This window comes from Phenylobacterium sp. (assembly GCF_030697925.1).
In the GTDB taxonomy this organism is placed as follows: Bacteria; Pseudomonadota; Alphaproteobacteria; order Caulobacterales; family Caulobacteraceae; genus Phenylobacterium.
On record NZ_JAUYOJ010000025.1, the window covers coordinates 1 to 12,725 of the forward strand.

Here is a 12,725-nt window from a genome sequence, read left to right on the forward strand (position 1 = left end):
GCGCGACGCCGGCGATCCCGTCGAGCAGGCGCGGGCCTATGACGCCGCCGGCGCCGACGAGCTGATGTTCCTGGACATCACCGCCAGTCACGAGCGACGCGGCGCCATCCTCGACGTCATCGCCCGCACCGCCGATGTCTGTTTCATGCCGCTCAGCGTCGGCGGCGGCATCCGCCAGGTGGAGGACGCGCGGCGACTGCTGCTGGCCGGGGCCGACAAGATCTCCGTCAACACCGCCGCGGTGGAGAACCGCGACCTGATCAGCGCCTGCGCCGACGCCTTCGGCAGCCAGGCCGTGGTCGTGGCGATTGACGCCAAGCACGGTCCCGCTGTGTCCGGTCACGGGCGCAATCACGGCTGGCGGGTGTTCACCTATGGCGGCCGCCACGACACGGGCATCGACGTCGTCGACTACGCGGCCGACGTTGTGAAGCGCGGGGCGGGCGAGATTCTGCTGACCTCCATGGACCGCGACGGCGCCAAGATCGGCTACGACCTCGACCTGTTGAAAGCGGTGACGAACGCGGTCAACGTGCCGGTCATCGCCTCGGGCGGGGCCGGGAACGCGCAGCACATGGTCGAGGCCGTCACATTGGGCGGCGCCGACGCGGTGCTCGCCGCCTCCATCTTCCATTTCGGCGAGGTCTCGGTTTCCGAGGTCAAACAGGCGATGGCCGCCGCCGCCATCCCGGTCCGCATGGTGGAGCCCGCATGAGCCGTTTCTCTGAGACCCTGGACCGCCTGGCCGCCACCATCGAGAGCCGCCGCGGCGGCGACCCGGCCAGTTCCTACACCGCCAAGCTGCTGTCCGAGGGTCCGGACCGGTCGGCCAAGAAGTTCGGCGAGGAAGCTTTCGAGACCGTCATCGCCGCCATGCAGGGCGACAAGGACGGCCTGGCCGCCGAGAGCGCCGACCTGCTCTATCACTGGCTGGTCCTGCTGGCCCGGTCCGGCGTCAGCCTGGACGAGGTCGCCGCCTGGCTGGAAAGCCGCGAGGGCCGCTCCGGCCTCGAGGAAAAAGCCTGGCGCAAGAAGTCGACCTGAGGGTCACGCCCTTTTCCTCACCCGTTTACGGGGGAGGGGGACCGCCGTTAGGCGGTGGAGGGGGCGGCCTCAAGCTCGGAGCCCGGTCTCGCCCCCTCCACCACGCCTGCGGCGCGGTCCCCCTCCCCCATGAATGTGGGAGGAAAGATCACCCCTTCACCGGCGTCACCCACAACCGATCGGCGGGCTTGCCCAGCACCCTGGCCGCCGCGGCGTGGAGGCTGGCGGGGGCGAGCTTGCCGCTCCTGGCCGCCGCCGACATCCAGGCCTCCAGATCGCCCCCCGTCCGGTCGTAGCCGTCGGCCTTCAGCAGACCGTAGAGACCCGCGGCCAGGACGTGCATGCCCTGGTCGTTCCTGGTCCAGCGTTCCGCCGCCGGCCGCACCACATAGCCCAGCCGCTCCTGGATGATCTGGTCCAGGGCCTGGCAGGTGTCCTCGTTGAGGATGCCGTCCAGCTGGTTGTAGCCCGTGCCCTTGTCCTTCTCCGCCAGGATGCGGGAGAAGAGGGCGTCCTTCTCCAGCACCGCCAGGCAGGCCTTGGCCGTCGGCCCGGCCATGTCGAAAGGCGGGTGCAGGATCTCATGGGCGGCGGTCAGCACCATGACCTGGTCGCTGGCGCCTACATGGGCGATGAACCTGTGGCCCTGCACCTTGACCCCGTGCGGCCGGCAGAACCAGGCGAGGTCGATCTCGATCCGCGGGTCGAGCCCGCGGCCCAGCAGCCGCTCCTGCTCAGCGATGATGTCGAGCCGCGCCAGCAGCGGGCTGAGCTCGGCGATCCGCCTGGCGCCCGGCGCCTCGGCCAGGCCGCTGCGGAATTCGGAAAAGCCGGCGTCGCGCAGGCCGGTCAGCACCGTGCGCAGCCGGTCGCGGCCGGCCAGGAACCGGTTCCAGTCGGCGGCGTCCCAGTAGACGCTGGCCTGGAAGGGCGGCTTCAGGACGGTCTCGGCGTCGTCCAGGCTCGCCAGCAGATCGCCGGGCGTTCCCGTCGGGCCTCCGGAAAACACCAGGGTCAGGTTGGGCCAGAGCAGGGCGCCCGCCGCATCGCTGTCGGCGTGCAGGCTCATCAGCGCCGCCATCACCGCCGCCGAGAGCCGCGGCTTGAAGGCGGCCATCTCGGCCTCGTAGTAGCGGGCGTAGAAGGGCTTGCCCGAGAGCGGGCCCAGGATGGCGATGGCGTCCAGCCCTTCGGAGCTCTTCACCACCCAGCGGGTGTGGATCGAGGCTTGCGCCAGGGTGGGCGCGGCGAGCAGGGCCAGGGAGGTGGCCAGGAGGGTTCGTCTGAGCATGGGCCGAGCTTGGCGCTGGCTCAGGCGGCGGTCTTGCATCCACTTGACCCGCGTCGCCAGACGCCCGGGGCGTGGCCGGTCAGGTCGCTCACCGCGCGGCTCATATGGGCCTGGTCGGCGAAACCGGCTTCCAGGGCCAGGTCGGCCAGGGGGGCGGCGGCGGCGATCACGGCGCGCAGGGCCGTCCGCGCCCGGCCCTCGTAGCGGAACCGCTTGGGGCTGATCCCGAAGGCCCGGCCGAAGCCGCGCGACAGGGTTTCGGCCGCCAGGCCCTGGGCCCGGGCCCAGTCGCCCAGGGCCAGGCCCGGATCGGCGGCCAGGTCTCGGGCCAGCAGGTCGGGCCAGTCCAGCGCCTGGGGGGTGATCGGGACCAGGCTCGCCCGCAGCAGGGCGCCGGCGGCGATGGCGTCGCGTTCGGCCAGCCGCGCCACGGCGTCCGGATCGGCGATCGTCGCGAATCCGCCGGCCAGGCCGCCCACTTCGAGGTTCAGCACCACCGCGCCGGTCGGGGCCACGGCGTTCAGATGGCCGTCGAACATCTCATGGATCGCCACGTCGCCGGCAACCAACCGCCGCCGCCCGGCCTCGCCCGCCTCGTGGTAACCGCCGCGCAGCACCAGGGCGACATAGGCCCGCTCATGGCGATGGCGACCGAACCGCTCGCGCGGCGCCAGGTTCTGGCGAACGGGGGGTTCAGCGATCATGGTTCGGTTTTCGCCCAGACCCGCGCCCGCGCCAAGTTAAGGCTGCGCAATCAGTCCGGAAGCACCAGCACGTAGCGCGTTCCCGGTCCCTCGCCGCGGGTCAGGATGGCGCCGCCCTGGCGAGCGAAGCTCTCCACCAGCCGCCGCCCCAGGCCCGTGCTCTTGATCTTGTTGTCGGGGGGCATGCCCACCCCGTCGTCGGCCACGATCAGTTCCAGCCCGACCTCGATCCGCTTCAGCCGCACCAGGATCTCTCCCGTGCGGTCATCGGGAAAGGCGTATTTGGCCGCGTTGGTGACCAGTTCGTTGACCACCAGGCCGAGCGCCACGGCGCGGTCACGGCTCAGGTCGCCCGGCTCCAGGTCGCAGGTCAGCCGCACCGCCCCGGTGAGCAGCAGGCTGTCGGCCAGGTTCGCGCACAGCTCGCGCAGATAGGCCGCCAGGTCGATGGAGCCCACCGTGTCGCTGGGGGAATAGAGATAGGCGTGGGCCTGGCCCATGGCGTGGACCCGGCGCAGGGCGTCGCCAAGCGCGGTCTCGGTGCCCGGATCGGCTGCGCGCCGGCGCTGCATCTCCAGCAGGCTGGCGACCATCTGGAAGTTGTTCTTCACCCGGTGGTTCAGTTCTCGCAGCAGCAGGTCGCGGACCTCCAGCTTGGTGGCGCGCTCATGGCCGGCCGCCGAGGCCGCGCCTCGGAAGACCTGGGCCAGGCCGATCATCAGCAGGGCGGAAAAGGCGTTCAGCACCAGGGCCGCGCCGTCGTCGACGCTCAACGGACCGAACCGCTCCGGCGGCAGGAGCATGTACCAGACGCCAACCAGAGCCACGGCCAGGACGCCCAGCCCTGAGCGCCATCCGGCCAGCAGGGTGGCGGCCAGAACCGCCGGGCCGACGAAGACGAAGGGCGCGATCTGGGACGTGAATAGCTCGACGATCAGGCGCAGGACAGCCGCGCCGGCGACGCAGACACCCGCGCAGGCGACCTCGACCACCCATCGCGGCGCGACGTCGGCCAGCCGGTCCGGCAAGTTAAGGTCGCCCAGCCCTCGCATGGCCCAAGGGTCCCGCGCGCGGAGGCCCGTGGTCAAGTGCGGATTCGCGTATTAGGCGAACCATCTGGCCCGACACCCCAGTTCCGCCGACGGGGCGGGCAGACGAAATTGTTGCGCCGAAAGGGTTTCGGGCTCGACCGGCGGCGTGGCCCGGCCGCATAGTCGCCGGCGTGACCTACCCGTTCCTTCATGCCCTGACCCCGCGCGACCGCGATTGGCCGCGGGTGGCGATCATGCTGGTCTCGGCGCCCGTGGCGGGCCTGCTGATCAACTTTCCGGTCATGGTCGTCCTGTTCGCCCTAGGGGTGGCGGAGCCCGACGGGCCGCGGCTGCAGCGTTCGGCGCTCTATGTCCTGCAGATCGCCCTCATGCTGGGATCGCTGGCGGCCGGGGTGGTGCTGGCCGCGCGGGTGATCTTCGGCCGGCCCGTGGCCAGCTGGGTCGTCGCCACGCCGAGGTTCCGCAAGTCGCTGCTGGTCCTGGGCGCCGCGGCGACCCTGCCGGCCGTGGCCGTGCTGATGGCGATCGACGCCCTGGCCTTCGGGGGCGAGCTGCAATTTCCGATCCTCGAGCCCGCCGGCCTCGACCTGAAGCTCGGCTATTTCTGCGCCATGGTGGTGGGCCTGCTGGTGGCCGCGGCGGCCGAGGAGGTGGTGTTCCGCGGCTATGTGCTGCAACAGACCGCCGCCTTCACCCGCAATATCTGGGTGATCGTCGCCCTGAACGGGGTGCTGTTCTCCCTGTTCCACTTGGAGTTCGACCCCTCGGCCCTGGCGGCGCGGGCGCTGGCCGGCGCGGCCTTCGCCTGGGCGGCCCTGCGGCTGGGCGGGCTGGAGTTCGCCATCGGCGCGCACCTGGCGGCCAATCTGATGCTGGCCCTCTTCCAGGCGCCCATGCTGCCGGAGGATCCGGTGGCGGCCGGTGGGCTGGACGAGGTGCTGGGGGAGGTGGCGCTGGCCGCCTACACCGTCTGGATCGTCGAGCTGCTACGCCGCCGGATCCGACCATTTTCCGCCGAAGTGGAAGCCGGTTCGGCGAAGAAAATGGTCGAAACTAGAAGTCTTTGAGCAAAATCGTTCGATCTTGCCCGGGTTTGACTGGAGCTATTTCTTCTCCAGCATGAGCTGGCCTTCCTTCTTCAGCCGGCCCTTCACCTTGTCGGCGATCATGGCGAAGAAGGGCGGCAGGTCGACCTCCATCTTCACGGCGTCCTCCAGCACGTCCAGGCGGCCGGCCACGGCCTGGCCCACCACCTTGGCCGCGAAGCTCAGCCGATCGCCTTCCCAGGCATGGGTCATCTTCACGCCCTCGCCGAACTGCTGGAGGATCCGTCCCATGCCCTCCTCGACGCGCTTGCGGGCCTCGGCCTTGCCGAGGTCGTGGGGAATGCTGACGGTGATCGGCTTGGCCATGGGTGTCCTCCTAGGTCAGCTATAACGCCCCCGCGGCGCTATGGCTTCAGCCCCGCGCCTTGCGCTTGAGCGCCACATAGAGCGCGCCTTCGCCGCCGTGGCGGCGATGGGCCTCGGAAATCCCCGCCACCACGTCGCGCAGGGCCGGATCGGCCAGCCACTCCGGCGTGCGGCGGCGCAGGACGCCGTCGCCCTGCACGCCCTTGCCGGTGATCACCAGCACGGCGCGGGCCCCGTCGTCATGGCTGCGGCGCAAGAAGGCCTCCAGCGCCGCTCGGGCCCGGTCCTGGGTCATGCCGTGCAGGTCGATCCGTCCGCCGATGGGGTCGCGCTCCCTGGCGATGCGATGCTTGCGGCGCGGCTCGATGCCCTTGTCCTCGGCGTCCGGCTTGCCCGCGCGCGGCGGAAGCCCGCGCCCCGCGAGTTCGCCGACCATGAAGGCCGCGCCGTTCCACTGTGGAGGCGGAAGCGGATCGGCCGTGGCCCTGGGCGGAGCTTTCGCCGCGGTCGCCGCCTTCGGCGCCGGCGCCGGCTTGCGGCCGGGCAGGGGGTGGACCGTGGCCGCCACCATCGACCAGAGCCTGTGCTCGTCGGGCCGGATGGGCCGTTTCACCGTCCCGGACCGACCTTGGGGACCAGCCGGTGCATCCGCAGGGTATGGCGCACGCGCCCGGCCTCGACCCCGGCCTCGGGACCCTGGCCCAGATAGAGGTCGGCGCGCACCTGGCCCTTGATCGCCCCGCCGACGTCCAGCGCCATGGCCGTGCGGCGATAGCTGGGGAAGGCGCCGCTGAGAGTCGGCGCCTGGCCATCGATGTAAAACAGTTCGCCCAGGGTGTTGCTGCTGACATCGACGGCGATGGCGCGGCCGGGCGGCAGCGGAACCCCCGCCGCGCCCACGGGTTGGCGCCCGTCGTCCGGCGCCAGGGTGAAGAACACATAGCGGGGATTGAGCGCCATGACCTGCTGGGCTTCGGGACCGCGATGGCTGGCCAGCCAGACCCGGATCGCCTCGCCCGAGGTGTTGTTGGCCGCGAGCAGCCCCTTGTCGCGCATGGGATTGGCGATGCCGGCGAAGGGCAGGCCGTTGGTGGCGGCGAACACCGCCTTCAGCCGCCGCCCGTCGGGATAGGTCAGCACCCCCGAGCCTTGGATCTGCAGGAAGAACTTCTCCTCCGGCCGCATCCAGGCGAGCGCCGGGCCGCCGCCTTGCGCCTCGATGGCCGCGCGGTTGGGATAGGGGGCGAGCTTGCCGTCCGGCCCGCGCTTCAGGGCGTCCTTGGCGCCGGGGCCGGAGGTCACCAGGTCGGCGGGCTTGGGCCTCAGGGGAGCGGAAAACTCCGCGTCGGGCCGGTCGCGGGCCTCGTAGACCGGCGAGAAATAGGCGGTCAGCACGCCCTCGCCAGCCACCAACTCAGGCCGGAAGCTGTCCTCGAAGAAGGCGCGGGCGGCCAGGCCGCTGAGCGGCGGCAAGCCGCGGGCGCGGCGGCAAATCTCCGCCAGGGCCGGATCGCGGGCGACCCCGCAGGTGGCGCGGAAGGCGTCGAAGGCCGCGGCGTGATCGTCGTTCGCCCAGCCGGGCAGGTCCTCGAAGCGCTCCAGCCGTTCGGGCGGCGGGGTCGGCGCCGGCGGGGGCAGGGGCCTGACCGGCGACGGGCGGGGACCGGGCGTCGGCCCGGACCGCGGCGTGGCGCAGGCGGCGAGGGTCAGCGTCAGCAAGGCCGCGGCGAGGACGCTCCATGGCGCGCGGGGCGTGAGTCTGCGGGCCAAGATCACCCCTCCAGTCGGGAAACGGGCGGTCCTACGCCTCGGCGGCGTCGACGTGAACCAGCATCCAGTTGGGATCACGGCTCTTGAGATTGCGCTCGAAGGTCCAGAGCTCGGCGGTGCGCTTGTCGTCCACGGCCTCGCCCTCGGGGCCCTTGGAGCGGCTGCGGAACTCGGCCAGGAAGCGCACGGTGATGCGGGCGGCGTCGCCCACCAGTTCGGCGCGCTCCATGTCGGCGCGCGGGGCGTGCAGGAATTCGACGGTTTCGGTGGCGCCGCTGGCCTCCCGCGCGTCGATCCCGGCCTCGAAGCTGGACATGACGTTGGGCGCCAGCAGGTTCTTCAGCGTTTCGCGGTCGCCCGCGGCGAAGGCGCGCACGATCATCTCGTAGGCGCCCTTGGCCCCGGCCAGGAACCGGGAGATGTCGAAGGAGGGGTCGCGGTGCTTCACCGCCGGCAGTCCCGTGAGCCCGACCCCGTCGTCCGGGGCGTCGAGCACCGGGGTCACCGGACCCCCCGGAACCGCGGCCTTGTCGGCGGCGGCGTCCTCGGGCTGGCGGCCCACACGGCGGCCCAGCACCGAATACAGCTGGTACAGCACCACAGCAGCCAGGCCGGCGAAGATGATCAGCTCGAGAACGTTGGACAACGGTTAGGGCTCGTAGAAACGGGAAAGGCTCAATATAGGACAGCGCAACGCCCCCGTCAGGGGCGACGTTGCATCGGCTTAGGCCACATGATAGCAGCCCGCGCCACAAACAGGACGTGAATGGACGTCCGATAACCGGATTTTCCAGAACATGACCGATACCGACGTGGCCCCCGAGTCCAACGGCGCCGACACCGAAGAGCCCGGCATCCGCATCCTGGCCCAGTTCATCCGCGATCTGTCCTTCGAGAACCCGCGCGCGCCGGAGACCCTGCGCACCCAGTCGGCCGGCCAGCCGCAGATCGACATGGGCGTCGAGATGAATGCGCGGGGCCGCGAGGACGGCCTGTTCGAGGTGGACCTGAAGCTCTCGGCCCGCGCCACCCGCGAGGACGGCCCGGTGTTCCACGTAGAGCTGCTGTACGGTGGCGTCTTCCAGATCACCGGCGTCGCCCCGGCCGACATCGAGCCGGTGCTGCTGGTGGAATGCCCGCGCTTCCTGTTTCCCTTCGCCCGCCGGGTGATTGGCGACGTGACCTCGGACGGCGGCTATCCGCCCTTCCTGCTGGACCCCATCGACTTCGCCGGCGTCTACGCCGCGCGCAAGGCCGGCGGCGAGATCCAGGGCCCGGCCATGGGCAACGCCTAAGGCATTCTTTTCCCTCCCCTTTATGGGGAGGGACAGGCGGCGAAGCCGCCAGGGTGGGGCGGTCCGGCCGCCTTATCCAAGTTCAAGAAAACCCCACCCTCGACCCTCCGGGGTCTGCCCTCCCCATAAAGGGGAGGGAAAAGGGTGCTACAGCCCGTGCTTCTTCCAGAGCGTCTCGCTCTTCACCGCCTCGCGGATGAAGACCGCGTGCAGCTCGCGCTCGGCGTCGGTCGAGCGGAAGGCCAGGGGCCTTGGCCGCGCGCCATAGGCGCCCTGGGCGGCGATGGAGACCGCCTGGGCCAGGGCCTGGCTGGTGGTCAGCTCCAGCCGCCGCTCGCGGCCACCCTTCAGTTCCAGATAGACCGCCGCCAGCAGGCGGGCGTCGATCAAGGCGCCGTGCTTCTCGCGGTCGGCCAGCGAGATCTTGAAGCGCTTGCAGAGCGCGTCCAGCGAGTTGTGCATCCCCGGGAACCGGGTCCGCGCCAGGGCCAGGGTGTCGACCCAGCGGTGTTCCGGGATGATCTCCCGGCCGCAGACGGTCAGCTCGTGGTTCACGAACGCGCGGTCGAAGCCGGCGTTGTGGGCGATGATCGGGGCCTCGCCGACGAATTCCAGGAACGCGTGGTGGATCTCCAGGTCGGCGAACTTCGGCTTGCCGCGCAGGAACTCCGCCGACAGCCCGTGGACCCGCTGGGCCTCCGGCGGCATGTCGCGTTCGGGGTCGATATAGACGTGGAAGGTCCGGCCGGTCGGGACGAAGTCCTCGATCTCCAGGCAGGCCAGCTCCACGAGCCGGTGGCCGAGATGAGGCTCGAAGCCCGTGGTTTCGGTGTCGAGGACGATCTCACGCGCCATGGCCGATCAATCGCCCCGTTTGGCCGAGGCTTCAAGCGGTGCCTGTTGTCGCGTCGGTCGCTTCTGTGGATCGCGCATGATGGCGATGATCTCCGCCACCTGGGCTCGCGCCGGCTCCAATCCCTGCCCAGTGTCGACCACGAAATGGGCCCGCGCGCGCTTCTCAGCGTCAGCCATCTGGCGTGACAGGATGGCGTCCAGCCGCTCGGGCGTCATGCCCGGTCGGGCCAGGACCCGCTCGCGCTGCTGGTCGGCCGGAGCGGAGACCACCACCACCGCGTCCATATTGGCATGGCCGCCGGTCTCGTAGAGCAACGGGATGTCCAGCACGACCATATCGGCGCCCGCCGTCTCCGCCGCCTTGAAGAAATGCACCCGGTCCGCGCCCACCAGAGGGTGGACGATGGAATTCAGCCGGGCCATGGCCGCGTCGTCGCCCAGCACCCGGGTCCGCAGGGCCTCGCGGTCGACGGCCCCGTCCCTGGTGACGCCGGGAAACGCCGCCTCGAGGGGTTCGACGGCCGCGCCGCCCTGGACATAGAGGTCGGCCACCGCCGCGTCGGCGTCGTAGACGGGGATTCCGGCCTCGCGGAACATGGCCGCGGTGGTCGACTTGCCCATGCCGATGGAGCCGGTGAGGCCGAGGATCAGCATCACCGCGCCTCCAGGACCTTCAGCGCCAGGGCGCGGACATCGACATCGGCCGGCGGGGCTTGGCCATAGAAGGCCTCGAAGGACGGGATCGCCTGGCCGATCAGCATGGCCAGGCCGTCCACCGTGCGGCGGTCCAGCGCCCTGGCCCGCGCCAGGAACGGCGTGACCAGCGGCTTATAGACCATGTCCATCACCACGCAGGTCTTGGGCGTCGCCTCCAGCGGCGCGTCCAGCTGGCCCTCGCCCGCCAGGCCCGCCGAGGTGGCGTTGACCACCGCGATCGCCCCTTCGAAGGCCGCCGCCGCCCGGTGCAGGCCGAAGGCCTCGCCCCCCAGGACATCGGTGATCGCCTGGGCTCGGGCCTGGGTTCGGTTGACGATGCGCACCTCCGGACAGCCGGCCGCCGTGAAGGCCGCCACAGCGCCCCGGGCCCCGCCGCCGGCGCCCAGGATCGCCACGGGTCCAGCCTTGGGATCGAAACCCGGCGCCTGCTCTGCGAAGGCGGCCAGCAGGCCCAGGCCGTCGGTGTTGTCGGCGACGATCGTCCCGTCCGCCTCGAAGACCAGGACATTGGCCGCGCCGGCCATGGTCGCCCGATCGCGCGCCTGGTCGGCGAGGTTGAGCGCCAGTTCCTTGAAGGGGATGGTGACGTTGAGGCCCCGCACCGAGCCCCCGCGCAGGCCCTCGACGAAACCCGCGAACTGGCCCTCGGCCACGCGGAACGGGACATAGGCCCCATCGATCCTCGCCGCCGCCAGCCAGGCGTTGTGCAGGATCGGGCTCATGGAGTGGGCGATGGGGTTTCCAACCACCCCGGCCAGCAAGGTCGCGCCGGAGATCATGCCTTCAGCGCTCCGTGCCGGCGGAACAGGTCCAGCAGCCCCATAAGGGGCAGGCCGAGGATGGCGAAATAGTCGCCCTCGATCTTCGAGAACAGCTGGGCGCCCAGGCCTTCCAGCCGGTAGCAGCCCACCGAGCCGAGAGCCTGGTCGCCCTCGGCCGCCAGGTAGGATGCGAGAAAGTCGTCGGAGAAGTCGCGCATGGTCAGGGTCGCCGAGACCACTTCGCGCCAGATCGGCGCCCCGTCCTTGGCCACCACCACGGCCGAGTGCAGCTTGTGCGGCTTGCCCCGCATGGCCTTGAGCCGCTCGGTGGCGGCCTCCGTGGTCTCGACCTTGTCGTAGAGCCGGCCCTCGAACTCCAGGGTCTGGTCCGAGCCGATCACGAAGCCGGGCTTTGAGCGGGACACCCGGATGGCCTTCAGCTCGGCCAGGGCGTCGGCCACGTCGCGCGGGCTCGCGCCTTGCGCCAGCATGGCGGTCTTGACGGCCTCCTCGTCGACCCCGGCCACGGCGACCTCGAACGGCACCCCGGCCCCGGTCAGCACGGCGCGGCGCGCGGCGCTCTTGGAGGCCAGTATGATGGGTTCCGCACTCATCCGAGCACTTCCACCTGGCCGTGGCCGCCGTGCAACAGGTTCAGCACCGCGGCGGCCGTCTCCTCCACGCTGCGGCGGGTGACGTCGATCACCGGCCAGCCCTGGCGCTCATAAAGCCGTCTGGCCTTCACCGTCTCCTCGCGCACCGCCTCGATGTCGATATAGGAGGATTCCCGGTCCTCCTTGAGACTGAGCAACCGGTTGCGGCGGATCTGGATCAGCCGGTCCGGCGAGATGGTCAGGCCCACCACCAGGGTGCTCTTCAGCTCGAACAGCTTTTCCGGCGGCGGCCTCGTCGGCACCAGCGGCACATTGGCCGCGCGCACGCCGCGGTGGGCCAGATAGATGCAGGTCGGGGTCTTCGACGTCCGCGAGACCCCCACCAGCACCACGTCGGCCTGTTCCAGATCCTGGCCGCCCTGGCCGTCATCGTGGCCGATGGCGTAGTTCAGGGCGTCCATGCGGTTGAAATAGTCGTTGTCGAGCGCGTGCTGCACGCCCACCCGACGGCTGATCGAGGCGCCCAGATAGCGCTGTATGGACGAGACCAGCGGGTCGAGCGCGGCGATGCAGGGCATGTCCATGCGCCGCACCCCTTCCTCCAGCGCCGTGCGCAGCTGGTCATCGACGATCGTATGGATGACGACGCCGGGCGCCTCCTCGATGTCGGTCAGCGCCCGTTCCAGCTGCCGGGGCGAGCGGACCAGGGCGTAGATGTGCTCGATCGGCAGGACGTTCTCGAACCGGGCGCAGACGGCGCGCGCCATGGCGTTGAGGGTTTCGCCGGTGGAGTCCGACACCAGGTGCACATGGAAATAGGTGGCGATGCGCGAGGAGGTCATCGGATCCTGGGGCTGGCTGCGACGATATGGCTTTGGTGAAATCTGGGGATCAAAGAGTCGATACCTTCTTAGCGAAGGCGAACGGAATTGGGGATAGCCGCCCCCGCGCCCGCGCCGCGGTGGACGGACGGGAGAACTGGCCCGGTTTGAGTCCGACCGATCCACGCCCTGGGAGGTTAATGAAGTCTTACCAAGGTATGACCAAAGGATTAACGAGCGACCCGTGTTCGGCCCCGATCGGCGCCCGCGCAGCGGTTAACAAAAGGTAAATCCTAACGAGGGGTTAACGACGCTCCCCGCAATCCACAGGCTTGGCCGTGAGCGTCTTGAGACCGTCGCATGGCTTGTGGGTGAAGGCTTCGCGGCAT

Annotated in this window: 16 protein-coding genes; 4 read left to right on the forward strand and 12 right to left on the reverse strand. The window is 70.3% G+C overall.

Features of this window, described 5'->3' with window-relative positions; translation table 11 throughout:
- Nucleotides 1-715 (forward strand): imidazole glycerol phosphate synthase subunit HisF (hisF, locus tag Q8Q88_RS03025; protein ID WP_305673720.1); only part of this gene is annotated, 715 nt, incomplete at its 5' end.
- A complete protein-coding gene (locus Q8Q88_RS03030; RefSeq protein ID WP_305673721.1) occupies nucleotides 712-1,044 on the forward strand; it encodes a phosphoribosyl-ATP diphosphatase in 333 nt (110 codons plus the stop codon). The genes hisF and Q8Q88_RS03030, both read left to right, overlap by 4 nt.
- A gap of 148 nt (nucleotides 1,045-1,192) precedes the next feature.
- Here the strand turns inward: Q8Q88_RS03030 and Q8Q88_RS03035 are convergent, their stop codons facing one another.
- The 3 genes from Q8Q88_RS03035 to Q8Q88_RS03045 are packed head-to-tail and all read right to left on the reverse strand — an operon-like array spanning nucleotide 1,193 to nucleotide 4,067.
- Nucleotides 1,193-2,335, reverse strand: a complete 1,143-nt coding sequence (locus Q8Q88_RS03035) for a hypothetical protein (RefSeq protein ID WP_305673722.1) — start codon at nucleotides 2,333-2,335, stop codon at nucleotides 1,193-1,195.
- 20 nt (nucleotides 2,336-2,355) lie between these two features.
- Nucleotides 2,356-3,039 (reverse strand): AraC family transcriptional regulator, encoded by a 684-nt coding sequence (locus Q8Q88_RS03040; protein WP_305673723.1) that lies wholly within the window; start codon nucleotides 3,037-3,039, stop codon nucleotides 2,356-2,358.
- Between the two features lie 50 nt (nucleotides 3,040-3,089).
- Nucleotides 3,090-4,067 carry a sensor histidine kinase gene (locus Q8Q88_RS03045; protein WP_305673724.1) on the reverse strand — a complete coding sequence of 326 codons (978 nt, stop codon included), beginning with the start codon at nucleotides 4,065-4,067 and terminating at the stop codon, nucleotides 3,090-3,092.
- A 194-nt stretch (nucleotides 4,068-4,261) separates the two neighbouring features.
- On the opposite strand from Q8Q88_RS03045, the gene Q8Q88_RS03050 reads away from it, so the two are divergent.
- Nucleotides 4,262-5,158 (forward strand): CPBP family intramembrane glutamic endopeptidase, encoded by an 897-nt coding sequence (locus Q8Q88_RS03050; protein ID WP_305673725.1) that lies wholly within the window; start codon nucleotides 4,262-4,264, stop codon nucleotides 5,156-5,158.
- 36 nt (nucleotides 5,159-5,194) lie between these two features.
- Here Q8Q88_RS03050 and Q8Q88_RS03055 read toward each other — a convergent pair whose 3' ends face one another.
- The 4 genes from Q8Q88_RS03055 to timA are packed head-to-tail and all read right to left on the reverse strand — an operon-like array spanning nucleotide 5,195 to nucleotide 7,919.
- The gene (locus tag Q8Q88_RS03055; protein ID WP_305673726.1) at nucleotides 5,195-5,503 is read right to left on the reverse strand and encodes a polyhydroxyalkanoic acid system family protein; all 309 of its coding nucleotides are present in this window, start codon (nucleotides 5,501-5,503) and stop codon (nucleotides 5,195-5,197) included.
- Between the two features lie 46 nt (nucleotides 5,504-5,549).
- The gene (locus tag Q8Q88_RS03060) at nucleotides 5,550-6,116 is read right to left on the reverse strand and encodes a Smr/MutS family protein (protein WP_305673727.1); all 567 of its coding nucleotides are present in this window, start codon (nucleotides 6,114-6,116) and stop codon (nucleotides 5,550-5,552) included.
- Complete coding sequence (locus tag Q8Q88_RS03065) at nucleotides 6,113-7,273, reverse strand: MltA domain-containing protein (RefSeq protein WP_305673728.1); 1,161 nt, start codon at nucleotides 7,271-7,273, stop codon at nucleotides 6,113-6,115. Before Q8Q88_RS03065 ends, Q8Q88_RS03060 begins: the two co-directional genes overlap by 4 nt.
- Before the next feature lie 31 nt (nucleotides 7,274-7,304).
- The gene (gene timA, locus Q8Q88_RS03070; RefSeq protein ID WP_305673729.1) at nucleotides 7,305-7,919 is read right to left on the reverse strand and encodes a TIM44-related membrane protein TimA; all 615 of its coding nucleotides are present in this window, start codon (nucleotides 7,917-7,919) and stop codon (nucleotides 7,305-7,307) included.
- Nucleotides 7,920-8,070: 151 nt separating this feature from the next.
- Here timA and secB point away from each other — a divergent pair, with 151 nt between their 5' ends.
- The gene (gene secB, locus Q8Q88_RS03075) at nucleotides 8,071-8,568 is read left to right on the forward strand and encodes a protein-export chaperone SecB (protein ID WP_305673730.1); all 498 of its coding nucleotides are present in this window, start codon (nucleotides 8,071-8,073) and stop codon (nucleotides 8,566-8,568) included.
- A 147-nt stretch (nucleotides 8,569-8,715) separates the two neighbouring features.
- Here the strand turns inward: secB and dnaQ are convergent, their stop codons facing one another.
- From dnaQ to Q8Q88_RS03100, 5 genes are read right to left on the reverse strand one after another with little or no spacing between them, the layout of a single operon-like run.
- Complete coding sequence (gene dnaQ, locus Q8Q88_RS03080) at nucleotides 8,716-9,423, reverse strand: DNA polymerase III subunit epsilon (RefSeq protein ID WP_305673731.1); 708 nt, start codon at nucleotides 9,421-9,423, stop codon at nucleotides 8,716-8,718.
- Between the two features lie 6 nt (nucleotides 9,424-9,429).
- The gene (coaE, locus tag Q8Q88_RS03085) at nucleotides 9,430-10,077 is read right to left on the reverse strand and encodes a dephospho-CoA kinase (protein ID WP_305673732.1); all 648 of its coding nucleotides are present in this window, start codon (nucleotides 10,075-10,077) and stop codon (nucleotides 9,430-9,432) included.
- Nucleotides 10,077-10,919 carry a shikimate dehydrogenase gene (gene aroE, locus Q8Q88_RS03090; RefSeq protein WP_305673733.1) on the reverse strand — a complete coding sequence of 281 codons (843 nt, stop codon included), beginning with the start codon at nucleotides 10,917-10,919 and terminating at the stop codon, nucleotides 10,077-10,079. Before aroE ends, coaE begins: the two co-directional genes overlap by 1 nt.
- The gene (locus Q8Q88_RS03095) at nucleotides 10,916-11,515 is read right to left on the reverse strand and encodes a nucleoside triphosphate pyrophosphatase (protein ID WP_305673734.1); all 600 of its coding nucleotides are present in this window, start codon (nucleotides 11,513-11,515) and stop codon (nucleotides 10,916-10,918) included. Before Q8Q88_RS03095 ends, aroE begins: the two co-directional genes overlap by 4 nt.
- Complete coding sequence (locus tag Q8Q88_RS03100; protein WP_305673735.1) at nucleotides 11,512-12,357, reverse strand: pyruvate, water dikinase regulatory protein; 846 nt, start codon at nucleotides 12,355-12,357, stop codon at nucleotides 11,512-11,514. The genes Q8Q88_RS03095 and Q8Q88_RS03100 overlap by 4 nt, the downstream gene beginning before the upstream one ends.
- Nucleotides 12,358-12,725 lie beyond the last annotated feature (368 nt).